Source organism: Conexibacter sp. S30A1 (assembly GCF_023330665.1).
Taxonomy (GTDB): Bacteria; Actinomycetota; Thermoleophilia; order Solirubrobacterales; family Solirubrobacteraceae; genus Palsa-465.
On sequence record NZ_CP097127.1, the window covers coordinates 619,758 to 640,816 of the forward strand.

The 21,059-nt window shown below is 69.4% G+C and carries 19 protein-coding genes and 1 tRNA gene; 19 read left to right on the forward strand and 1 reads right to left on the reverse strand.

What is annotated here, in order from left to right; all coding sequences use genetic code 11:
* The first annotated feature begins 73 nt into the window (after positions 1–73).
* From M3M54_RS03100 to mutM, 15 genes are all read left to right on the forward strand, one after another.
* Complete coding sequence (locus tag M3M54_RS03100; protein ID WP_249020720.1) at positions 74–1,027, forward strand: tyrosine-type recombinase/integrase; 954 nt, start codon at positions 74–76, stop codon at positions 1,025–1,027.
* 14 nt (positions 1,028–1,041) lie between these two features.
* Positions 1,042–1,821 carry an RNA polymerase sigma factor WhiG gene (whiG, locus tag M3M54_RS03105; RefSeq protein WP_249020721.1) on the forward strand — a complete coding sequence of 260 codons (780 nt, stop codon included), beginning with the start codon at positions 1,042–1,044 and terminating at the stop codon, positions 1,819–1,821.
* A 113-nt stretch (positions 1,822–1,934) separates the two neighbouring features.
* Positions 1,935–4,001 (forward strand): elongation factor G, encoded by a 2,067-nt coding sequence (fusA, locus tag M3M54_RS03110; RefSeq protein ID WP_249020722.1) that lies wholly within the window; start codon positions 1,935–1,937, stop codon positions 3,999–4,001.
* A 104-nt stretch (positions 4,002–4,105) separates the two neighbouring features.
* Positions 4,106–4,867 (forward strand): hypothetical protein, encoded by a 762-nt coding sequence (locus tag M3M54_RS03115; protein WP_249020723.1) that lies wholly within the window; start codon positions 4,106–4,108, stop codon positions 4,865–4,867.
* Between the two features lie 47 nt (positions 4,868–4,914).
* The gene (locus tag M3M54_RS03120; protein WP_249020724.1) at positions 4,915–5,133 is read left to right on the forward strand and encodes a hypothetical protein; all 219 of its coding nucleotides are present in this window, start codon (positions 4,915–4,917) and stop codon (positions 5,131–5,133) included.
* Entirely contained in the window at positions 5,130–6,062 is a 933-nt protein-coding gene (locus tag M3M54_RS03125) for a polyprenyl synthetase family protein (protein ID WP_249020725.1), read from the forward strand. Before M3M54_RS03120 ends, M3M54_RS03125 begins: the two co-directional genes overlap by 4 nt.
* Positions 6,063–6,077: 15 nt before the next feature.
* Positions 6,078–8,024, forward strand: a complete 1,947-nt coding sequence (gene dxs / locus M3M54_RS03130; RefSeq protein WP_249020726.1) for a 1-deoxy-D-xylulose-5-phosphate synthase — start codon at positions 6,078–6,080, stop codon at positions 8,022–8,024.
* 18 nt (positions 8,025–8,042) lie between these two features.
* Positions 8,043–8,855: a TlyA family RNA methyltransferase gene (locus M3M54_RS03135; RefSeq protein WP_249020727.1), complete on the forward strand. Its 813-nt coding sequence runs from the start codon at positions 8,043–8,045 to the stop codon at positions 8,853–8,855.
* A gap of 5 nt (positions 8,856–8,860) precedes the next feature.
* The gene (locus M3M54_RS03140; RefSeq protein WP_249020728.1) at positions 8,861–9,703 is read left to right on the forward strand and encodes an NAD(+)/NADH kinase; all 843 of its coding nucleotides are present in this window, start codon (positions 8,861–8,863) and stop codon (positions 9,701–9,703) included.
* 64 nt (positions 9,704–9,767) lie between these two features.
* Positions 9,768–11,465 carry a DNA repair protein RecN gene (recN, locus tag M3M54_RS03145; protein WP_249020729.1) on the forward strand — a complete coding sequence of 566 codons (1,698 nt, stop codon included), beginning with the start codon at positions 9,768–9,770 and terminating at the stop codon, positions 11,463–11,465.
* A 117-nt stretch (positions 11,466–11,582) separates the two neighbouring features.
* Positions 11,583–13,286, forward strand: a complete 1,704-nt coding sequence (locus tag M3M54_RS03150; protein ID WP_249020730.1) for a CTP synthase — start codon at positions 11,583–11,585, stop codon at positions 13,284–13,286.
* A gap of 40 nt (positions 13,287–13,326) precedes the next feature.
* The gene (locus M3M54_RS03155; protein WP_249020731.1) at positions 13,327–14,478 is read left to right on the forward strand and encodes a M20/M25/M40 family metallo-hydrolase; all 1,152 of its coding nucleotides are present in this window, start codon (positions 13,327–13,329) and stop codon (positions 14,476–14,478) included.
* Positions 14,475–15,020, forward strand: coding sequence for an NUDIX hydrolase (locus M3M54_RS03160; protein WP_249020732.1), 546 nt, complete (start codon positions 14,475–14,477; stop codon positions 15,018–15,020). The genes M3M54_RS03155 and M3M54_RS03160 overlap by 4 nt, the downstream gene beginning before the upstream one ends.
* 58 nt (positions 15,021–15,078) lie before the next feature.
* Positions 15,079–16,023, forward strand: coding sequence for a site-specific tyrosine recombinase (locus M3M54_RS03165; protein ID WP_249020733.1), 945 nt, complete (start codon positions 15,079–15,081; stop codon positions 16,021–16,023).
* Between the two features lie 36 nt (positions 16,024–16,059).
* Complete coding sequence (gene mutM / locus M3M54_RS03170) at positions 16,060–16,950, forward strand: bifunctional DNA-formamidopyrimidine glycosylase/DNA-(apurinic or apyrimidinic site) lyase (protein ID WP_249020734.1); 891 nt, start codon at positions 16,060–16,062, stop codon at positions 16,948–16,950.
* Here mutM and grxC read toward each other — a convergent pair.
* On the reverse strand, positions 16,939–17,193 hold the full coding sequence (grxC, locus tag M3M54_RS03175) for a glutaredoxin 3 (protein WP_249020735.1): 255 nt from the start codon (positions 17,191–17,193) through the stop codon (positions 16,939–16,941). The two genes, mutM and grxC, sit on opposite strands and share 12 nt — an antisense overlap.
* Before the next feature lie 39 nt (positions 17,194–17,232).
* On the opposite strand from grxC, the gene recO reads away from it, so the two are divergent.
* The 4 genes from recO to M3M54_RS03195 all read left to right on the forward strand — a co-directional run bounded on the left by recO (position 17,233) and on the right by M3M54_RS03195 (position 21,013).
* Positions 17,233–17,955 (forward strand): DNA repair protein RecO, encoded by a 723-nt coding sequence (gene recO / locus M3M54_RS03180; RefSeq protein ID WP_249020736.1) that lies wholly within the window; start codon positions 17,233–17,235, stop codon positions 17,953–17,955.
* A gap of 47 nt (positions 17,956–18,002) precedes the next feature.
* Complete coding sequence (locus M3M54_RS03185; protein ID WP_249020737.1) at positions 18,003–19,043, forward strand: deoxyguanosinetriphosphate triphosphohydrolase; 1,041 nt, start codon at positions 18,003–18,005, stop codon at positions 19,041–19,043.
* On the forward strand, positions 19,040–20,875 hold the full coding sequence (gene dnaG, locus M3M54_RS03190; protein WP_249020738.1) for a DNA primase: 1,836 nt from the start codon (positions 19,040–19,042) through the stop codon (positions 20,873–20,875). Before M3M54_RS03185 ends, dnaG begins: the two co-directional genes overlap by 4 nt.
* Positions 20,876–20,941: 66 nt before the next feature.
* Positions 20,942–21,013: transfer RNA gene (locus M3M54_RS03195), tRNA-Asn, on the forward strand.
* Positions 21,014–21,059: the final 46 nt, after the last annotated feature.

Consider the following 21,059-nt stretch of genomic DNA (forward strand, 5'->3'; position numbering starts at 1 on the left):
CCGGTGCGCTCACAGCCGACGAACGTCCGTTCAGGCGGCAGGGCACAGCCACCTGATGGCGAATCTAGCTGCCGTGTCTGCCGTCTCGTCACAGACGGTCGCTGCGAGCCCCGCCTGGGAACAGGCGGTCGCTGACCTCGAGGCTCACCTCGTGCGCAGGGCGGTCTCCGGAAACACGCTCGCGGCCTACCGCAGCGACTGCCGTCAGCTGGCGCAGTGGGCGACCGCGCTCGCGGTCGAGCCCCCTGCGCTGGACGTGCGGCTGCTGCGCCGGTACGTGGCCGGCCTCAGCGCAGCAGGGCAGGCGCCCAGCACCGTCGCCCGCAAGCTCGCGGCTGTGCGTGCGCTGCTGAGGGTGCAGACGGAGCTGGGGCACCTGCCGCACAACCCGGCGGAGCTGCTGGCCGCACCCAAGCGCCCGCGGACCCTGCCACGCGTGCTGGCGCGTGAGGAGATCGAGTTGTTGCTCGAACGCATCCCTCAGCGCACACCGCTCGAGCAGCGTGACCGGGCCCTGATCGAGCTCGCCTACTCATCCGGGCTGCGAGCACAGGAGCTGGTCGACCTCGACCTGGCCAGCATCGACTTCGACACCGAGACGGTCCGTGTCGAAGGCAAGGGGAGAAGGACGCGTATGGTCCCCATCGGCGAGCACGCGCTGCGCGCGCTCGAGCGCTACCGCAAGCAGGGACGCGGCCATCTGCTCAGCAAACCCGCTGACGGAGCGGACGGAGTCCACGAGCCTCTGTTTCTGTCAAAGAGCGGGCGTCGGCTCAGTAGCTCCGACGTGCGTCGGCGTCTGCGCACCTGGACACGCCTGCTGCAAACGCGCGAGCCTGCGCTTGCCCAGGTGCACCCGCATACGCTCAGGCACACGTTTGCAACGCACCTGCTGGAGGGCGGCGCCGACCTGCGCGCGATCCAGGAGCTGCTCGGTCATGCCACGATCTCCACCACTCAGGTTTACACTCGTGTTGAGTCAGTGCGACTGAGGGCGGCCTACTCAAGCGCTCACCCAAGAGCGTAACGAGCGTGGATTGAATGGATACGAACGTAAAAGCGATCGAGCTGAAGGACCTATGGAAGCGCTACAAGAACTCGGGCGACGAGCGTGCCCGTGAGCGTCTTGTGGTCGCCTATTCGCCGCTGGTGAAGTACGTCGCCGGGCGGATCGGCACGACCCTCCCGGGTCACGTTGACGAAGGCGACCTGATCTCCTACGGGCTCACGGGCCTGATCTCGGCGATTGAGCGCTTCGACCTGACACGCGAGATCAAGTTCGAGACCTATGCGGTCACGCGCATCCGCGGAGCGATCATCGACGAGCTGCGGACGCTCGACTGGGTGCCGCGCTCAGTTCGCGCTCGTGCGCGTGACATCGAGCGAGCAAACCAGCGGCTGGAGGCCAAGCTGCAGCGCGCTCCCAGCGACGAGGAGATGGCGGCCGAGTTGGGCATCAGCGTCGCCGAGTTCAACGAATCCCTCGTGCAGATCTCGACCTCTACGCTCGTCGCTCTGGATGAGCTGTGGAGCACCAGCGACTCGAGCGGTGACCAGGTTTCGCTGCTCGACACGATCGCCGACCGTGGTGCGGCGGATCCGCAGGCGGCCGTCGACCAAGGTGAGCTGCGCGACCGCATCGCCGACGCGATCTCGGCTCTGCCGGAGCGGGAGAAGCTCGTCGTAGCCCTCTATTACTACGAGAACCTGACCCTCCGTGAGGTCGGCGAGGTGCTGGGCGTGACCGAGTCGCGGGTCTCCCAGCTGCACACCAAGGCGGTGCTGCGCCTACGCTCGAAGCTGAGCGGCGAGCTCGACTGAAGGGCGTGGCCGGGCGCAGTGCACGCGTGTGCGTGCGGGTGTAGGGTCTGCGGTTGATCTACGAGTGCGCCGCACTCGCTGCGGGGCGCTCACCCCGAGTGAGAGGAGCCAGCATGCACAAGGCCGCGGATCGCATCCGTAACGTGGCGCTCGTCGGTCATCGCGGAAGCGGTAAGACCTCGCTGAACGAGGCGCTGCTGTTTGTGGCCGGCGCGGTTGGGCGCCTGGGCAGCGTGGCCGACGGCAGCACCGTGTCCGACTCCGAGCCGGACGAACGTGCGCGACAGATGTCGCTGCAGGCGAGCGTCAACTCGTTCGAGTGGCTCGAGCGGCGCGTGAACCTGCTTGACACACCCGGAGGCCCGAGCTTCGTGGCGGACGCGCTGGCCGCCCTGCGCGTGTGCGAGTCAGCGGTGTTCGTTGTCAACGCCGTGATGGGCGTCGAGGTCCAGACCGCGCGTCTGTGGAAGCGCGCCGCGGAACTCGATCTGGCGCGGCTGGTGTTCGTCAACATGCTCGACCGCGAGCGCGCCGACTTCTTCCGCACGCTGGAGAGCCTGAAGACCGCCTTTGGCCCTCACGTGGTCGCCACCGAGATCCCGATCGGCAGCGAGCACGACGTCGAGGGGGTGATCGACCTGATCGACATGCGAGCCTACCGCTACGAGGGCACTTCCCGCGAGAACTGCAGCGAGGTGGGGATCGCCGACGAGCAGCTGGCGCAGGCCCGTGAGTACCGCGAAAAGCTGATGGACGAGGTGGCGGAGAACTCCGATGCGCTGATGGCGCGTTACCTGGACGGGGATGAGATCTCACACGAGGAGATCGTCGCGGCGCTCAAGGACGGCACCAACCACGGGTTGCTGTTTCCGGTCACCTGTGGGGTTGCGACGGCGAACCTCGGCACCAATCGGCTGTTGGACGCGATCGTCGAGGACCTTCCCTCACCTGTCAAGCACGGTGCTGTGGACGCGGACGGATACCTGCTCGAGCCCGACGAGCACAAGGAGCTGTTCGCCTACGTCTTCAAAACCCGCGCCGATCCGTTCGCCGGGAGGATCAACCTCTTCCGCGTATACCAGGGCGTGATCCGACATGACAGCCAGCTGCTGAACACGCGCGCTCACATCAAGGAGCGGATCGGTCAACTCTCAAGCCCCGGGGTCCAGCAGCTCCACGTCGAGGAGTTCGGGCCCGGCGACATCGGCGCGGTGGCCAAGCTCAAGGAGACCCGCGCCGGCGACTGGCTGGCGGCCCGCGACGAACCGCTGCGGCTGCCCACGATCAAGCTGCCCGCCGCCGTCATGGCGTTCGCGGTCGCGCCGCGCAACAAGGGCGACGAGGAGAAGATGTTCGCGGGCCTGCGCCGCCTGCAGGAGGAGGACCCCGCCATAGACCTGCACCGCGACCCGCAGACCGGCGAGCAGATAGTTGCCGGGCTGTCACAGATGCACGTTGAGGTGATCGTCGACCGCCTGCGCAGCCGCTTCGGCGTCGAGGTGAACCTGAAGCCGCCGCGTGTGCCCTACCAGGAGACGATCCGCGCCCAGGCTCGGGCGCACGGGCGACACAAGAAGCAGACGGGCGGCCGCGGCCAGTTCGGTGATTGCCACATCATGATCGAGCCGCTGCCGGCCGGCAGTGGACTCGAGTTCGTGGATGCGATCAAGGGCGGCGTGATTCCAGCCGGCTTCATCCCGGCCGTTGAAAAGGGTGTGGTCGAGGCGATGCAGAGCGGTGCTGTTGCCGGGTATCCAGTCAAGGATGTGAAGGTCACCGTCTACGACGGCTCCTACCACCCCGTCGACTCCTCGGAGATGGCCTTCAAACTGGCCGCCGCCCAGGCGATGCGCGACGCCATGGCCCAGGCCGGTCCGGCGCTGCTCGAGCCGATCATGCTGCTCACCGTCAGTGTGCCGGAGGAGGCTGTCGGTGAGGTGATCGGCGACCTCAACTCCCGGCGCGGGCATCCGCTCGGCATGGAGCCGACCGGTGGCGGCATGACCGAGGTCAAGGCCGAGGTGCCGATGGCCGAGCTGCTCTCCTACGCCCCCGATCTGCGCGCCATCACCGGCGGTCAGGGCGAGTACACGATGGAGTTCCTCCGCTATGAGGAGGTTCCCGCCCACCTGGCCGGCAAGGTCGCCGCCAACCCGCGACAGGAGACGTTGTCGGCATAGCTGGCGCACGCCTCGGCGCGGCCGAGCCGGAGCGAGTGAGCGCCCGGCATGTCCGCTACGCTGCGAGCTGACCAGCGGGACCGAAGCCACCGCCTTCGGACAGCATGACCGAACTGCTCAACATCAGCACAAGCCACCGGCACGACGTCTGCGACGTCTGTGCCCGCACGCTGCTGCGTGGCGAACACACGGAGGCGTTCGTCAACGGCGGCCGTCGCTACAACGTCTGTGAGCTGTGCAAGCCCCACGCCCTCCACGAGGGCTGGATTCGCGAGGGCGCGGTGCCGATTGTCGAGAGTTCGAGGGATCGGGCGCCCCGCCGACGTTCGCTGTTCGGCCGCCGCCAGCCGCGCGGCGGTCGCAACGTGAGCGTCCGCGAGCAGTCGCCGCCGCGCAGCCTCGATGATGAGCTCTCCTCCGGCGGCTGGGAGGACTACGCCCAGCCCGACCATGGCGGCTACTACGCGGCGGACCCCGGACCGGCGGTCCCGGCACCATCGAGCGGGCGCTCCGGCGGGCGCGTGCGCGAGCCGCGTCGCGTCCACGCGGTGCCGACCAGCGACGAGCACAAGATCGCCGTGGCCGTGGACATCTTCAACGCCAGCCAGCACCGGCGCACGGTTGCCAGCGTCGCGAGGTCGCTCGGGTCGCCGACGGTGAGCATCGCTGCCGACGAGCTTCGCCCGGGTCTGGTCTGGGTGGTCGTCGCCTGGGAACTGTGCTGGTATCGCTACGAGGTCGACCTCTCCGATCCGGTGGGCGAAGCCCGTCTCGACTCCCAGGGGTACGAGCTGAGCGAGCTGGGCCAGCACGAGCTGCTCGCCAACGCCAGCGCCGACGAGAGCGGCTCGCTGGTGCTGGTCTGAGGGCGACGTGTTGGCCTGCGACACCAGGGAACGGTAGGCTGAGGGCTGTGACCGATGTGCTGGACGAGTTGCGGTCGCGTCTGCAGCGTGCGGCGCAGCGCCTGCGCGAGGATGCGATGGAGCCGGAGGAGGCGCTGGCCGTGATCGAGGAGTGCGCGCGGCTGGCCGGCGACGCCGCCTCCGAGATAGACAGCAGCGTGCGGGCGGCGCTCGAGCCGCTGCCTGACCTTCCGGGCCAGCTGCCGCTGGCAGCCACCCAGGCGTGAGCTCAGACCCGCGTCATCCGCCGGTCCCGTCGCTCCCGGCGGCGGAAGCCCCACCAGCGTTCCCCGAGCACCTGCGCGAGCTGGTCGACGCGTATCTCGCGGAGCTGCACTTCACGACTGAGCCGGCCCTGGCAGGGCTCGAGGAGGCGATGCGCTACTCGCTGCTGGCGGGTGGCAAGCGCATCCGACCGGTGCTCGCGCTTGCCACCGCGGCGGCGATCGGGATGCCGGCGGAGGAGGTGCTGCCGCTCGCGGCCGCGCTGGAGCTGATCCACACCTACTCGCTGATCCATGACGACCTGCCGGCGATGGACGACGACGACATGCGGCGCGGGCGGCCAACCTGCCACGTGGCATACGGCGAGGATGTGGCCATCCTCGCCGGCGACGGCCTCTACGCGGAGGCGTTCGCCCACCTGCTCGGGGCGCAGCGCGGCGCGCCCGCCAACCTCGTGCGGGCCGCAGCCGAACTTGCGTCTGCGACCGGTGTGGAAGGCATGGTCGGCGGGCAGTACCTCGATGTGGAGGCCTCCGCGCCAGCGGGCGCGGGAGGCCTGAGAAAGATTCATGAGCTGAAGACCGGGCGTCTGATTCGGGCCAGCGTGGAGTGCGTGCTCCTGATCGACGGCCAACAGTCGTCGGTGACTGTGGCTTCGCTGTCATCCTTTGCGGCTGAGATCGGCGTGCTTTTTCAGATTGTCGATGACATCCTCGACGTGACCGGCTCGGACGAGGCGCTCGGCAAAACCAGCGGCAGCGACGAGCGCTTGGGCAAACGCACGTACGTGACCGAGTTCGGCCTCGACGGCGCGCGCGAGCTCGCGCGTCTTGCGCACGCCAACGCCAGCAGCGCTCTGGCACGGGCCGCCACCCGTGATCCCTCGCAGCTGCAGCAGATCACAGACTTCATCGCGAGGCGCAGCTTCTAAGCTGTGATTTGTCTCATGGCCGAGTTGCTTACTCACATCAACAAGCCGCAGGACCTCCACGGCCTGACCAACGAGCAGCTCGAGCAGGTCGCGGACGAGCTGCGCCGCTACATCATCGACACGGTTGGTCAGATTGGCGGGCACTTTGGCGCCAACCTCGGCGCCGTTGAGATCGCCGTGGCGCTGCATTCGCTGCTTGACTCGCCGCGCGACAAGATCCTCTGGGACGTCGGGCATCAGGCCTACCCGCACAAGATTCTCACCGGCCGGCGCGACCAGCTGCCGACGATCCGCCACTACGAGGGACTCGCCCCGTTCTGCTCGATCTTCGAGTCAGAGCACGACATCATGGGCGCGGGTCACGCCTCGACGGCGATCGGCTACGCGGTTGGGATCAAGGAGGCGATGCGGCGCGGGCATGGTGAGGACGGCAACGTCGTGGCGGTGGTCGGTGACGGCGCGATGACCGGCGGCGTCGCGTTTGAGGCGGTCACCCAAGCCGGTGGGCTGGGCACCCCGATCGTGGTGGTGCTCAACGACAACGGCATGTCGATCGCGCCCAACGTCGGCGCGCTGTCTCGCTACTTCAACCGTGTGCGGCTCAACCCCAAGCTGTGGCATGCACGCGAGGATGTGGAGTCGAGCCTCGCGAAGCTGCCGGCCTTCGGTCACACCTTCGAGCGCTTCGGCCCCCACTTCAAAGAGTCGCTCAAGGCCTTCTGGGCGCCGGGGCTCTTCTGGGAGGAGCTCGACTGGGCCTACATGGGCGTGATTGACGGCCACGACGTGCGGGCCGTGCGCCGCGCCGTCCGCGAGGCGCTCGCCGCCCAGCGCCCGGTCGTCGTGCACTGCGCGACCGTCAAGGGCAAGGGCTTCGCGCCAGCCGAGGACGGCGGCCTGGAGGGCATGGAGCGCTGGCATGCCGCCAAGGCCGGTTCGATCACCAACGGCGCTCCTGCTCCTGCCGCCGCCGCGCCCGCTGGCGCGGCGGCCCCCGCCCCCCAGTACACCGCGGTCTTCGGCAAGGCGCTCCTGGCGGAGGCAAGGCGCGATGAGCGCGTGCTCGGCATCACCGCCGCGATGAACTCGGGGACGGGCCTGAACATCCTCCAGGAGGCGCTGCCGGACCGCTACTTCGATGTCGGCATCGCCGAGCAGCAGGCGGTGCTTCTGGCCTGTGGGCTGGCGCTGCAGGGGTGCCGACCGGTGGTGGCGGTCTACTCAACCTTCCTGCAACGGGCCTACGACCAGATCGTCCACGATGTTTGCCTGCAGCAGTTGCCGGTTGTCTTTGCGATGGACCGTGCCGGGCTGGTCGGCGACGACGGCCCGACCCACCACGGGGCCTTTGACATCGCCTACATGCGCTGCCTGCCCAACATCGTGCTGATGGCACCCCGCGATGAGGCGATGCTCGTGCACATGCTTCACACCGCGCTCGCTCACGAGGGAGGGCCGGTGGCGCTGCGTTACCCGCGCGGTGAGGCGGTCGGTGTGCCGCTGCCGGATGAGCCGTGCGTGATCCCGGTCGGTACCGGTGAGATCCTGCGTGAGGCGCCGCCCGAAGCGGGTGGGACGCGGGTGGCGTTGCTCGGCTATGGCACCGGTGTCGACCGGGCGCTGGCGGCGGCAGAGCTCTTGAACGAGCACGGCGTGGCGGTGACGGTCGCCGACGCGCGCTTTGCCAAGCCGATCGACGCCGGCCTGGTGGCGCAGCTGGCGGCGGAGCATGAGCTGCTGGTGACGGTCGAGGAGGGCGTGCTCAGCGGCGGCTTTGGCAGCGCCGTGTGGGAGACGCTGGCCGAGTCGGGGCCGGCACCGCGGATCCTGCGTGTCGGGCTGCCTGACCGTTTCATCACCCACGGGGCGCCTAAGCTGCTGCACGCCGAGGTTGGCTTCACGCCGGAACGGATAGCCGAGCGTGTGCTCGCCGCGGTCGGCGAGCGCCAAACGCTCGTTTAGGGCCCGCCGCCTCCGGTCTTGAGCTCACCGAAACGTCGACTTGACGTCCTGCTCGCCGAGCGCGGCCTGTACGAGTCGCGGGCGCGAGCCGCAGCTGCGGTGCTGGCCGGCGAGGTGCTGCTGGGACCCGGACGCGAACGCGCCTCAAAGCCTGGCGCGAGCGTGGCCGGCGATGTCGAGGTGGCGCTCGCCGAGCGCTCGCGTTACGTCTCGCGCGGCGGCGTGAAACTCGCGAACGCGATTGACACGTTTGGGCTTGACGTGCGCGGCGCGCTGGCGCTCGACGTTGGCGCCTCGACGGGAGGTTTCAGCGACTGTCTGCTGCAGCGCGGAGCAGCGCGGGTGGTTGCGGTCGACGTCGCCTACGGCGAGCTTCACTGGCGGCTGCGCGAAGATCAGCGCGTGACCGTGATCGAGCGGTGCAACGCGCGGGCGCTTGAGCCGTCGCTGCTGCCGTACGCTCCCGGCTTGATAGTCATGGACGTCTCGTTCATCTCACTGACCAAGGTGTTGCCGGCGGTGCTCGCATGCGCAGCGCCCAGGTTCGACTGCCTGGCGATGGTCAAGCCGCAGTTTGAGGTGGGGCGCGAGCGGGTCGGCAAGGGCGGGGTGGTGCGCGATCCGGAGCTGCGCCGCGAGGTGCTGCTCTCGGTGGGCGACTTTGCTCGCGGGTTGGGCGCGGCGGTGCTCGGCTACGCGAGCTCGGGTCTGGCCGGCCCCAAGGGCAACCGTGAGACGTTCGTCTGGCTCGCCGAAGCGGGGCGCCCGGGCGCGCTCGAGCGGCTCGACGGGGCCGTGTGTGCCGTCGAGCCCGCCGTGGGGGAGTGCTGAGCAGCGTGGTCGCAGCGGTGATCACGCACAGTCGCGCAGCCGAGACCGACGCGGCTGTGTGCGAGCTGATCGAGGTCGCGGGACACCTTGGCGCTCGGCTGCTGTTCGACCGCGACGAGACGCTCAAGCACAGGCTCGCGGACGGCGGTGCGGTCGCGTGTGTGGAGGTGGCCCCCGCCGGTGTTGACCTCTGCTTCGCGCTCGGTGGGGACGGCACGATCCTGCGCGCGCTGCGCCACTATGCGGGCAGCGGCGTGCCGGTGTTCGGCGTCAACTTCGGCGAGGTGGGTTTCCTGGCGACCGTTGAGCGGGAGCAGGCCCGCGGGGCGTTCGAGCGCGCGTTGGCAGGCCACTTCGATGTGCTGGCGTTACCGGGCATCGCGGTCGAGTCGGATGCCGGTGCATGGATGGCGATCAACGACGTCTCGGTCGAGCGCCAGCACGGCCAGCGGGTCGCGACGCTCGCCTACACGGTCGGAGCCGATGAGGTCGGCAGCGTGCGCTGCGACGGCCTGGTGGTGGCCACGCCCGCCGGCTCGACCGGTTACAACCTTGCCAACGGCGGGCCCGTGATGGCCTGGGGGGTGGAGGGGATGGTGGTGTCCTTCATCGCCCCGCACTCCCTGACCGCGCGGGCATTGGTGGTCGCGCCGGCCGACACGCTGGTGATCGACAACCGCTCCGCCGAGGAGCCGCTGGATGTCGTCGTGGACGGACGACCCGTCGCGGCGCTGGCGGCGGGCTGCGCCCTGCAGACACGGTTCGTGGGCGGCCAGGCGGCGCTTGCGCAGCTTGAGGGCGTCAGCTTCTATGGCCGGCTGCACGAGAAGTTTGGCCGGCTGCGCTGAAGCTCGCCCATCACGAACGCCTGTTCGTCAGCTTCCGTCCGCTGGGGGGCGTAGAAATAGGCGTGTGCTGTCTGAGATCCGGGTTGAGAATCTGCTGCTGATGGAGCGGGCGGAGCTGCGGCTCGGACCCGGGCTCAACGTGCTCACCGGTGAGACCGGTGCCGGCAAGACACTGCTGGCTCACGCCCTCGACCTCTTGCTGGGAGGCAAGGCTCGCGCCGGCATCGTCCGTGAGGGCGCGAGCGAGGCGTATGTGGAGGGGGTTTTTGAGCTGCCGGACTGGCTGCGCGTCGGCCGGGATGGGCTGCTCCCGGCCGACGCGCAGGAGCTGGTGCTGGCGCGCCGCGTCTGGCCCGACGGGCGCACCCGTGCGTACGTTTGTGGTCGTGCGGCGACCGTGGGTGATCTGCGGGAGCTGGGCAGCCGCATGCTGTCCTTCTACGGCCAGCATGAGCATCGCCGGCTGACGCTGGCCAGCGTTCAGCTTGACGTGCTCGACTCGTTCTGCGGCGCGGCACAGGCGCAGCGTCGCGCGCGCATGCTGACACTGCACGGCCGGGTGCGGGAGCTTGAGGGGGAGCTCGCCGAGTTCGCCGGGGAGCTGGGCGCGCGCGAGCGCGAGCTCGATCTCATCGGCTTCGAGCTACGTGAGATCGAGCAGGTCGACCCGAGTGTGGAGGAGGAGCAGGAGCTGCTGCGTGAGCGCGAACGTCTGCGCCACCAGGAGGCGCTGCGCCGCGGCGCCGCGGTCGGTGTTGAGGCGCTGTATGGAGATGAGGGGCTGGGCGCGGCCAGCCTTTTGAGCTGTGCCGCGGCAGAGGCGCAGGCGGCGGCCACGCTCGACAGCTCGCTCGAGCCGCTCGCGCAGCGCCTGGCGGCGCTGCGCTACGAGGCCGAGGACGCCGCACTGGAGCTACGTGCCTACCTGGAAGGCCTGGAGGCCGAGCCGGGCAGGCTCGAGTTCGTTGAGGAGCGACTGGGAGCGTTCGCGCGCCTGGCTCGCAAGCACGGCGGAGGTGTCGCGGAGGTGCTCGCGCACGCCGAGCGCTGCCGCGCCCGCCGGGAGCAGCTCGAAGGGGCAGACAGCGCGAGTGCGGCGCTCGAGGCGGAGCTCGCGCAGGCAAGCGGGGCTCGTGACCAGGTCGGGGACGAGCTCTCGGCCGCGCGTGCGCAGGCGGCACCGCGGCTGGCGGCGGCGGTACTCGAGCGGCTGGCGGAGCTGGCGATGGCGCAGGCCCGGTTCGAGGTTGCGCTCGCTCCGCGTGAGGGCGGCTACGGCGCGCGTGGCCGCGACAGTGTCGAGTTTCTGATCGCGCCAAACCCCGGATTGCCCTGCGGCCCGCTGCGGGAGATCGCCTCCGGGGGCGAGCTCTCGCGTGTGATGCTGGCGCTGCTGAGCGCCGCGCACGGTGCAGACGGCGACGGTGAAGGCGCGGGGTTTGGCGACGCGGGCGCTCCGATGCTCGTCTTTGACGAGGTCGATGCGGGCATCGGCGGGCACACCGCCCGGGCGGTGGGACAGCACCTGCACGAGCTGGCGCGAGGCCGCCAGATCCTGTGCATCACGCACCTGCCGCAGGTCGCGGCGCTGGCCGACCGGCACTTCACGATCGTCAAGGACGGGTCGCGCTCAATGGCTTTGACGACGGTGGCCCAGCTCGAGGGTGAGGCGGTCGTGGACGAGCTCGTGCGGATGCTGGGTGCCGACGGGGATGACGCGGCGGCTCACGGGCACGCCCGCGAGCTTCTGCGGGCCGCCTGATGAGACCAGCGTGCCGCTACCCTGATCAAGGGCGCCGCGTGATCGCGGCCTTGAGCTGTGCGTCCGCCCCGGGCGGTAATTTCGACTTACGGTGAGCACGGGAGTTAGGACCAGAGCATGAGCCAGGATCAGACGCGATTCATCTTCATCACCGGCGGCGTGGTTTCCTCGCTGGGCAAGGGAATCGCAGCCGCCTCGATCGGGCGCCTGCTGCGCGCGCGCGGCCTGTCGGTCCAGATCCAGAAGTTCGATCCCTACATCAACGTGGATCCGGGAACGATGTCCCCCTACCAGCACGGCGAGGTGTTCGTCACCGAGGACGGCGCCGAGACCGACCTCGACCTCGGTCATTACGAGCGCTTCACCGACGCCAACACCAGCCGGGCCTCGAATGTCACCGCGGGCGGCATCTACAACGCCGTGATCCGGCGCGAGCGCCGCGGCGACTACCTTGGTGCGACCGTCCAGGTCGTGCCGCACATCACCGACGAGATCAAACAGCGGGTCCAGGTCGTGGCCGACTCCTCGGACGTGGACTTTGTGATCACCGAGATCGGGGGGACCGTCGGCGACATCGAGTCGCTGCCATTCCTGGAGGCGATCCGTCAGTTCCCGGTGGAGGTGGGCCGGCGACGCTGCATGTTCATCCACCTGACGCTGGTGCCCTACATCGGCCACGCCGGGGAGCTCAAGACCAAGCCGACCCAGCACTCGGTCAACGAGCTGCGGCGCATCGGCATCAGCCCCGACATGGTGCTGTGCCGCTCTGAGTCTGTGCTCTCGACGGAGATCCGGCGCAAGATCGCCCTGTTTGCGAGCCTGCCCGTGGACGCGATCGTCTCGGCCTATGACGTGCCTGACGTCTACAGCTGCCCGTTGACCTTCCACGAGCAGGGCGTCGACGACTTCATCCTCAAGGATCACTTCGGGATCGATGCGCCTGCACCGGACCTCGAGAGCTGGCGGGCGATCGTCGAGCGGGCGGCGGCGTTGAGCGATGAGGTGCGGATTGCGCTGGTCGGCAAATACGTGAAGCTCGAGGATGCCTATCTGTCGGTGGCCGAAGCGCTGCGCCACAGCGGCATCCACCACGACTGCAAGGTGAAGATCGAGTGGATCGACTCCGAGACGGTGCAGCAGCCTGCGGTCACCGCGTTGCTCTCCGAGATGGACGGGATTCTGATCCCGGGCGGCTTCGGTGGTCGTGGCTTTGAGGGCAAGATCGCGGCGGCGAAGCTTGCGCGCGAGCACGGCATACCCTACCTGGGCGTTTGCCTCGGGATGCACGTTGCGGTCAGCGAGTTCGCGCGGCACGTGGCCGGCATGCCGGGCGCCAACTCCACCGAGATGGACCCGGAGACGCCGTATCCGGTGATCGACCTTTTGCCCGAGCAGCGCGAGATCGCAGACATGGGCGGAACCATGCGGCTGGGGGCCGACCCGGTGCGGGTCAAGGAGGGCACCCAGGCCCACGCAGCCTACCGAGAGGGTGTCGTCTACGAACGCCACCGCCACCGCTACGAGGTCAACAACCACCTGCGCAAGCAGCTGGAGGCAGCCGGGCTGGTGTTCTCTGGGACAACCCCTGACGAGCGGCTGGTGGAGATTTCAGAGCTACCGCGTGAGGTGCACCCGTTCTACGTCGCCTCCCAGTTCCATCCGGAGTTCAAATCCCGCCCCGACCGTCCAGCGCCGCTGTTTCGTGAGTTCGTCGGCGCCGCCCGGGCACACCGCGAGCGTGGGGCCCGGGCCGGGTCGCTTGAGGCGGACGCTGGGTCGCTCGAGGCGAACGGTGAGGTCGGGGTGAGCCGGGTAGCGTGAGCGCCTCGAGCGCAGCCGCGCCGAACCCGACCGTCCGCGGATGAGCGATCTGGACGCGCAGGCGCGTGAGCGTCTGCACCGCACCTTCGAGCAGCTGTGCCGTATTCCGAGTGAGACCGGAGCCGAGCGGGTGATCGCCGACTGGGTGATCGACGAGCTCACGGCGCTCGGCATCGAGGTGCAGGAGGACGACTGCGCCGCGGCCGCAGGCGCGCAGGCCGGCAACCTCCTGGCCCGGATCCCGGGGCGTGGCGCCGACGGCGTGGAGGGTGGCCCGCAGGCGCTGCTGTTGTGCGCGCATCTGGACACCGTGCCGCTGACGGCGCTGCTCGAGCCGGTGCGCCGCGACGGTGGCTGGGAGAACGCGGCCGATGGCATCCTCGGGGCCGACAACAAGGCGGCGGTCGCGGCGATGCTCGAGCTGGCCCGGTTGCTGTCCGAGGACGGTCGGCAACCGACGGTGACGCTCGAGCTGCTCTTCACGGTCGCCGAGGAGACGGGCTTGAACGGATCCAAGCACTTCGATCTCGGCAGGATCCAAAGCAGTCTTGGCTTCGCCTTCGACCACGCCTCGCCGCTCGGTGAGATCATCGTGGCCTCGCCCACACACGTGCGGATCGACGCTGAGTTGCGTGGGCGGGCGGCGCACGCCGGGCTTGCGCCGGAGCTCGGCGTCAACGCGATCGTCGCGGCCGCTGCCGCGATCACGGCCATGCCGCAGGGACGCCTTGACGATGAGACCACCGCCAACATCGGGCTGATCAGCGGCGGTAGCGCGACCAACGTCGTGGCCGAACGCTGCCGCCTGAGCGCCGAGCTGCGTGCGGTTGAGGCAGAGCAGCTGGATCGCTATCTGACGGCAGCCATCGACGCGCTGCAGGACGGCGCGGACAGTGCCGGCTGCGACCTCGATCTGTCCGTCGCGCGGCTGTTCGAGGGCTACCGCGCCGATCCTGAAGAGCCAGCCGTGAAGCTCGCCGCCCGCGCGCTGCGGCGCATCGGCTACGAGCCGAGCTACCGCTCGAGCGGTGGTGGCTCGGATGTCAACAACCTGCGCCTGGGAGGACTTGCGGCCGTGAACCTCGCAAACGGCACCGAGCACGCGCACGAGCCGACCGAGCGGGTCAGCTTTGCCGCGCTGGAGGGCAACCTTGAGCTGATGCTGGCGCTCGTGCAGGAGGTATCCGCTTGAGCGCTTTTGAGGTCGTGGACGAGGAGGTCAAGTGGCGCGGACGGCTGCTTGCGGCAGGCAGCGAAACCTACCGCTACAGCGATGGCAGCCAGAACACCTTCGACAAGGTCTGGCACCCGGGTGCGGTCGCGATCGTCGCCCACGACCAGTCCCACGTATGGCTGGTGCGTCAGCCACGCGAGGCGGCGAGGTTGCAGACCTCGCTCGAGATCCCCGCCGGCAAGCGCGACCGCGCCGGTGAGCCGCTGCTCGACCTTGCCGTCCGCGAGCTGGCCGAGGAGGTAGGCAAGCAGGCCAGCGAGTGGGCGCAGCTGCTGAGCTTTGTGCCTTCCCCCGGTTACTGCGATGAGGAGGTGACGATCTTCACCGCCACCGGCCTGACCGACGTGGCAGGCGGTCCGGCGCCGGAGGAGGACGAGCACATCGAGATCGTGCCGTGGCCGCTCGGTGACCTGGAGGGCGCGATCGCGGCCACCACCGACGCAAAGACGCTGATCGGCCTGCTGTGGCTGGCGCGCGAGCTCGCGAGCTCGCGCGCTTGAGTGTTGCTGGCGCGGCCGGTGGCAGGAGTGCGCAGCGCACCGCCGAATCCCGGAGCTGATGAGCGCCGTCGCACCCGGACCCGCTGAGCACCTCACCGAGCTGACCGCCGACTTCCTCGCCTATCTCGAGCTCGAGCGCGGTCTCGCGCGCAACACCGCCCAGGCCTACCGTTCGGACCTGCAGCAGCTCGGCAGCTTCCTGGCACGCGAGCACGTCGACGCGCTGAGCGCAGACGGCCCGCTGCTGGCGCGCTTCATCACCGAGCTTGCCGGTGGCAGCGATGGCCGTCCGCCTGCGGCCGCATCCACACTTCAGCGCAAGATCGCCTGCCTGCGCTCCTTCTACCGACACCTGCGCCGCGAGGGACTGATCGCAGGCGACCCGACAGCCGATCTGCAGCCGCCACGATCCCAGGCGAAGCTGCCGCGTGTCCTGAGCCGGGACCAGGTCAACCTGCTGCTCGCACAACCGGTCGGAGACGGCCCGGGCGCGCTGCGCGACCGAGCTCTGCTGGAGACGATGTATGCGTGCGGCCTGCGGGCCTCGGAGGCGATCGGGCTTGCCCTGCCAGAGCTCGACCTCCGCGCCGGGCTGGTGATCGCCCGCGGCAAGGGCTCCAAGGAGCGACTGGTGCCGGTTGGCAGAAGCGCCCTCGAGGCGCTCGAGCGCTACCTCGACCAGGGGCGCCCAGCGCTCGTCGGCCTGCGCGACGAGCCACACGTGTTCGTGAACCTGCGCGGCAGGCCGCTGTCGCGCCAGGGGCTCTACAAGATCGTCCAGCGCCACGCGCGCAGCGCCGGCCTGGACGCCAGCATGAGCCCGCACACGCTGCGCCACACGTTTGCCACCCACCTGCTCGCGGGAGGCTGTGACCTGCGCTCGCTGCAGGAGATGCTCGGTCACGCCGACATCGGCACCACCCAGATCTACACGCACCTGACGACCGAACGGTTGCGAGACGTGTACTACGACGCCCACCCGCGAGCCCAGATCAAGCGCTGAGCGCGGCGGTTCGCACGGGACGTATGATCGTCCTGGATGCCGGAGCTGCCCGAGGTTGAGACGATCAGGCGCCAGCTCGCCCCGCACGTCGAGGGTCGCCGCCTGCAGACGGTTGAGATCCGTGACGTGCGCTGGCCCCAGGGCACCACGCCGGAGCTGCTCTCCGCACAACTGACCGGTGCGCGCGTGGAGCGCCTGGGCCGCCTGGGCAAATACCTGATCTGGGAGCTCGATGGTGACCGTCACCTGCTCGTGCACCTGCGCATGACCGGTGCGCTCCTGCTTGACGCCGACCCGGAGCCGCCACACACCAGGGCGCGAATCGCGCTTGACGACGGCCACGTGCTGACGTATGTCGACCCGCGCCGCTTCGGGACCGCGCAGCTGCTGGACTCGGGACGGGAGCGCGACTCCTACCTCGCCGCGCGGCTCGGCGCTGAGCCGTTCACCGAGCAGTTCACGGCCGCCTACCTGCGCGCCCAGGCGCGTGGCCGGCGCGCCCCGCTGAAGTCCTTCATCCTCGACCAGCGGCGTATCGCCGGGGTCGGCAACATCTACGCCGACGAGGCGCTGCACCGCGCCGGACTGCATCCGCTGCGGCCTGCGGGCAGCCTGACGCTCGCGCAGTGGACGACGCTCAAGCAGACAATCGAGGATGCACTGGCCGACGGCATCGACGCCAAGGGCGCCTCGATCGACGACTTCCGTCATGTGGATGGCGCCCGCGGCAGCTTCCAGGACCGCTTCCTTGTGCACACCCGCGCGGGCGCGCCATGCCCCAGCTGTGGTGCCACGATCCGCAAGCTGGTGGTGGGAGGCCGCGGCACGTACGTCTGCGAGCGCTGCCAACCACGGCCGCGCCGGGCCCGTGAGACCAGCGCGCTGGTCGCGTCCCGGGCCCGTCCGGCCGGTGGCTCAGGCCGCTAGCAGCTCGGGAAGACGCCCAGCGCGGTCGGCGGCCAGGAGCTGGTCAAAGCCGCCAATCGAAGTGCCATCGATCACGATCTGGGGGAAGGTGCTCATGCCCGTTTTATCTCGCAGGAGCTTGCGCGCGTCCGGGTCGCGTGCGAGATTGATCTCCTCGTACTCGACGCCACGCTTGTTCAAAAGCGCCTTGGCGCTATTGCAATAGGGGCACATGTTGGTGGTGTAAACGGTGACTGGCTTCATGACTTCACAAAGAATAGCGGCTGCGACGGGGAGTTCAGCGTGGCCGGTTCGCTGAAGACCGAGGCGATCGTGCTGCGCTCGATCAGGTTCGCTGAGGCCGACCGGATCCTGCATCTCTACACACCGATGCACGGACGTCTGGGCGCGATAGCCAAGGGTGCCCGCCGCGCCCGCAGCCGTTTCGGCGCCCGCCTGGAGCCGTTTTCGGAGGTCGCGCTGGTGCTGCACGAGGGGCGTGGTGAGCTGCACACCGTGACCGCCGCCGACACGATCGACGCCAGGCCGGGGCTGCGCTCGAGCGCCGCGGCGCTTGACCAGGCCGCCCGGGCCTGCGATGCCCTCGCGCGACTGTTCGACTCCACGCAGGCGCACCCGGAGGTCTACGCCCTGCTGGCCAACGAGCTGACGCTGCTGGCCAGCGGGCCAGCAGCGGCACGCGCGGAGAACGCGCTGGCCTTCCGCCTGAAGCTGCTGCTCGCGGCCGGGATTGTGCCGGCACTCGGCGCCTGTGCGAGCTGCGGTGAACGCGAGCACCTGAGCGGCTTCTCGGCGGCGGCGGGTGGGGTCGTGTGCAACGCGTGCGAATCCATGGCGTTCCCGCTCGAGCGGGAGGCATACGAGTTCATGGTCGCCGCTCTGGGGAGACCGCTGGCGCAGGTGCCGGACTGCACACCGCGCGCGCTGCGCACGGTCGAGCGCGCCGTGCGCGAGACCGCCGAGCATCATGCGCAGGTCAGCCTACGGCCCGTTACGGCGGCGTGAGCGCCGTGTCCGCTTGAGCCGTCGTCCGCGGCTGGCAGAATGAGAATGTGAACAAGGTCCACGAGCATCCGCACGGCGCGGTCGCAGAGCACTTCGCAGGACGCATCCAGGCACACGAGGCCACTGAGTTCTCGCCGCTTGCCACCCGCTCCTACCCGGCAGTGCGCAGCGTCGAGGAACCCGACTGCGGGCTGCGCACCCCGTTTCAACGCGACCGTGACCGGATTGTGCACTCCAAGGCCTTCAGGCGGCTTGAGCACAAGACGCAGGTGTTCGTGCTGCCTTCGGGGGATCACTTCCGCACGCGGCTCACACACACGCTCGAGGTGACGCAGATCTCGCGCACGGTCGCGCGCGCGCTGCGCCTCAACGAGGACCTCACCGAGGCGATCGGGCTCGGTCACGACCTTGGCCACCCGCCGTTCGGCCACATCGGCGAACAGGCGCTCGACGAGTGCCTGGCTGAACGCTTTGGCGAGCACTTCTGGCACAACGAGCACTCGCTGCGCGTCGTCGATGCGCTCGAACGCGACGGCCGCGGGCTCAACCTCACCGACGCGGTGCGCGACGGGATCGCCGCGCACTCCTGGCGGGCGCAGGCGCCGCGCACGCTCGAGGGGCAGATCATCCGCTTCGTCGATCGCATCGCCTACATCAACCACGACATCGATGATGCGCTGCGCGCCGGTGTGCTGACCGCCGACGACCTGCCCGCAGGCCCGATCGAAGCCCTCGGCGACAGCGGCTCGCAGCGCATCGACACACTCGTGCACGACCTGGTGGAGCAGTCGGAGCTTGCCGGAGCGATCGTGCAGAGTGAGGCTGTGGGCGCCGCGATGGCGGCGCTGCGACAGTTCATGTTCGACCACGTGTACCTGGGCCCTCAGGTCACCCAGGAGCGCGACAAGATCCGCGGCGCGGTGCGCGCCCTGTTTGATCACTTCTGCGAGCACCCTGGTGAGATTCCCGCCTCGATTCCGGACGGGCCGCTGGCGCGCCGGGTGTCTGACCACATCGCCGGGATGACCGACCGCTTCGCGGTCGCAGCCTTTGAGACGTTGACCGTGCCGACGGCGTTCACGGTGTGAGCCGCTACACGCCTGACTCACGCGAGCGCGTGCGTGACGCGGTCGACATGCTGGCGTTGGTCTCGGCCAGGGTCGAGCTGACGCGTCGCGGCCACGACAGCTACTTCGGCTGCTGCCCCTTTCACGACGAGCGCACGCCGTCATTTCATGTGCGCCCAGAGGAGAAGCGCTACCACTGCTTCGGATGCTCGGAGTCCGGGGATCCGTTCAGCTTCGTGATGCTGACCGAGGGGCTGGACTTCAAGGGTGCCCTGGAGGCGTTGGCCGACCGCTTCGGCGTGACGCTCGAGACCGAGGACGAGGCGCCTGAGGCGGCGGCGCGAAGGCAGCGCAACGAGCGCCTGTACTCACTGCTTGACCGGGCTGCAGCCTTCTACGAGCGCCACCTGTGGGAGTCCGCCGAGGCTGCTCCGGCGCGCGAGTATCTGGGACAGCGCGGCTTTGAGGAAGCGGTGCTGCGGGAGTTCAGGGTCGGCTGGGCTCCGGGTGCCTGGGACCGTCTCGTGGTCGCCTCGCAAGCCTCCGGCTTTGCCGCCGAGGAGCTGCTCGCAGCGGACCTCGCCCGCCGCAAGCGGGCCAACCCCGCCGAGCTGATCGACCGCTTCCGCGGCCGGATCATGTTCCCGGCGGCCGATGCCCGCGGGCGCGTGCGCGGCTTCGGCGCGCGCACGCTCACGGGCGAGGACGGTCCCAAGTATCTGAACACCGCTGAGGGAGACGTCTACCACAAGCGTGAGGTGCTCTACGGAATCGCCCAGGCCCGCGCGCTGGCGGCGCGCGAGGGGCGGATGATCCTCTGTGAGGGTTACACCGACGTGATCGCGCTGCACCAGGCGGGCGTCCAAAACGTTGTTGGCATCATGGGCACATCGTTGACCGAGGAGCAGGTCGCCGAGCTGGTCAGGCTGGTCGGCGTGCTCGAGCTCTGCCTGGACGCGGACACAGCCGGCGAGCGCGCGATGGAGCGCGCCGCCGATGTCTGTGCGAGCTCCGGACTGGAGTTGCGAGTCGTGCCGTTGCCGCCGGGTACCGATCCGGGGGAGCTGATCGCGCGCGAGGGCGCCGAGGCGTTGCGCGAGCGCATCCGGAACTCGCGACCTTACGTGGAGTTTCGCGTCAGGCGGCTGCTCGCGGCCGCCGACACCTCGACGCCCGAGGGCAAGGACGCCGTGATCGACGCGCTGCGAGAGGTGCTCGGCCCGTTGCGCGACGGTGAGCAGCGCCAGCAACTCGTGAGCGACGCGGCCGCCGCGCTTCAGTTGCGCACCGCCCGGCTGGCGATGCTATTGGGCCTCGCTGATGAGGCGGCGGGCGCAGAGCCCGGTAAGGGCGCTCCTGTGAGCGACGCCGGTCCGATCCGGCCGCAGAGCGCCGGGCGTCCGGTGCACACCGCACCACGGCCAGTGCGTGCGGCACCGCGCCCAGAGCCGGAGCGGTCGCTTCTGGCAATGTGCGTGGCTGCCCCCGAGCTGGGCGCCCGGGCACTGCAGCGGATCGATCCCGGCGAGGTGTTCGCCGATGAGTTGATGCGGCGCGCAGCGCGCTTTCTGGCAGAGCATCTCCCGGGTGCCCTGCCTGACCCACCTGGCGATGACCCCGAGCTGATCCTCGCCGTTGATGACCTGCGGGCGCGAGCTGCGCGTGGGCGACAGGTCAGCTCTGATGAGATCAGCTACGCACTGCTGGTGCTCGAGCGCGACCGCCTGCGCAAGGAGGTCCGCTACCTGCGCGAGCATGAGGGCGGTGCGCAGATGGTCGCGCTCTCAGCGCGCCTGCAACACGTTCAGACGGCGATCCAGACGGTCGGCTCGCGGATCGACCAGGGCCGCTGAGCGGTGCCGCACGCCGCCCGCGCTGCGCGGGCGTTACAGTTCTCTGCTGAGGCGCGCCCTCAACGATGGGGAGTAGCTCAATGGCAGAGCATTCGGCTGTTAACCGAAGGGTTGTGGGTTCGAGTCCCACCTCCCCAGCTGGAGCGCCTGGGCGCCGGCCTCGCTCCGGCGCGAGGCTGGCGCG

Coding starts and splice junctions, on each gene's coding strand:
- grxC (WP_249020735.1), bottom strand. CDS start 17,193: ATGAAGCCAGTCACCGTTTACACCACCAACATGTGCCCCTATTGCAAT.
- fusA (WP_249020722.1), top strand. CDS start 1,935: ATGCACAAGGCCGCGGATCGCATCCGTAACGTGGCGCTCGTCGGTCAT.
- M3M54_RS03150 (WP_249020730.1), top strand. CDS start 11,583: ATGAGCCAGGATCAGACGCGATTCATCTTCATCACCGGCGGCGTGGTT.
- M3M54_RS03115 (WP_249020723.1), top strand. CDS start 4,106: ATGACCGAACTGCTCAACATCAGCACAAGCCACCGGCACGACGTCTGC.
- whiG (WP_249020721.1), top strand. CDS start 1,042: ATGGATACGAACGTAAAAGCGATCGAGCTGAAGGACCTATGGAAGCGC.
- M3M54_RS03155 (WP_249020731.1), top strand. CDS start 13,327: ATGAGCGATCTGGACGCGCAGGCGCGTGAGCGTCTGCACCGCACCTTC.
- M3M54_RS03165 (WP_249020733.1), top strand. CDS start 15,079: ATGAGCGCCGTCGCACCCGGACCCGCTGAGCACCTCACCGAGCTGACC.
- mutM (WP_249020734.1), top strand. CDS start 16,060: ATGCCGGAGCTGCCCGAGGTTGAGACGATCAGGCGCCAGCTCGCCCCG.
- dxs (WP_249020726.1), top strand. CDS start 6,078: ATGGCCGAGTTGCTTACTCACATCAACAAGCCGCAGGACCTCCACGGC.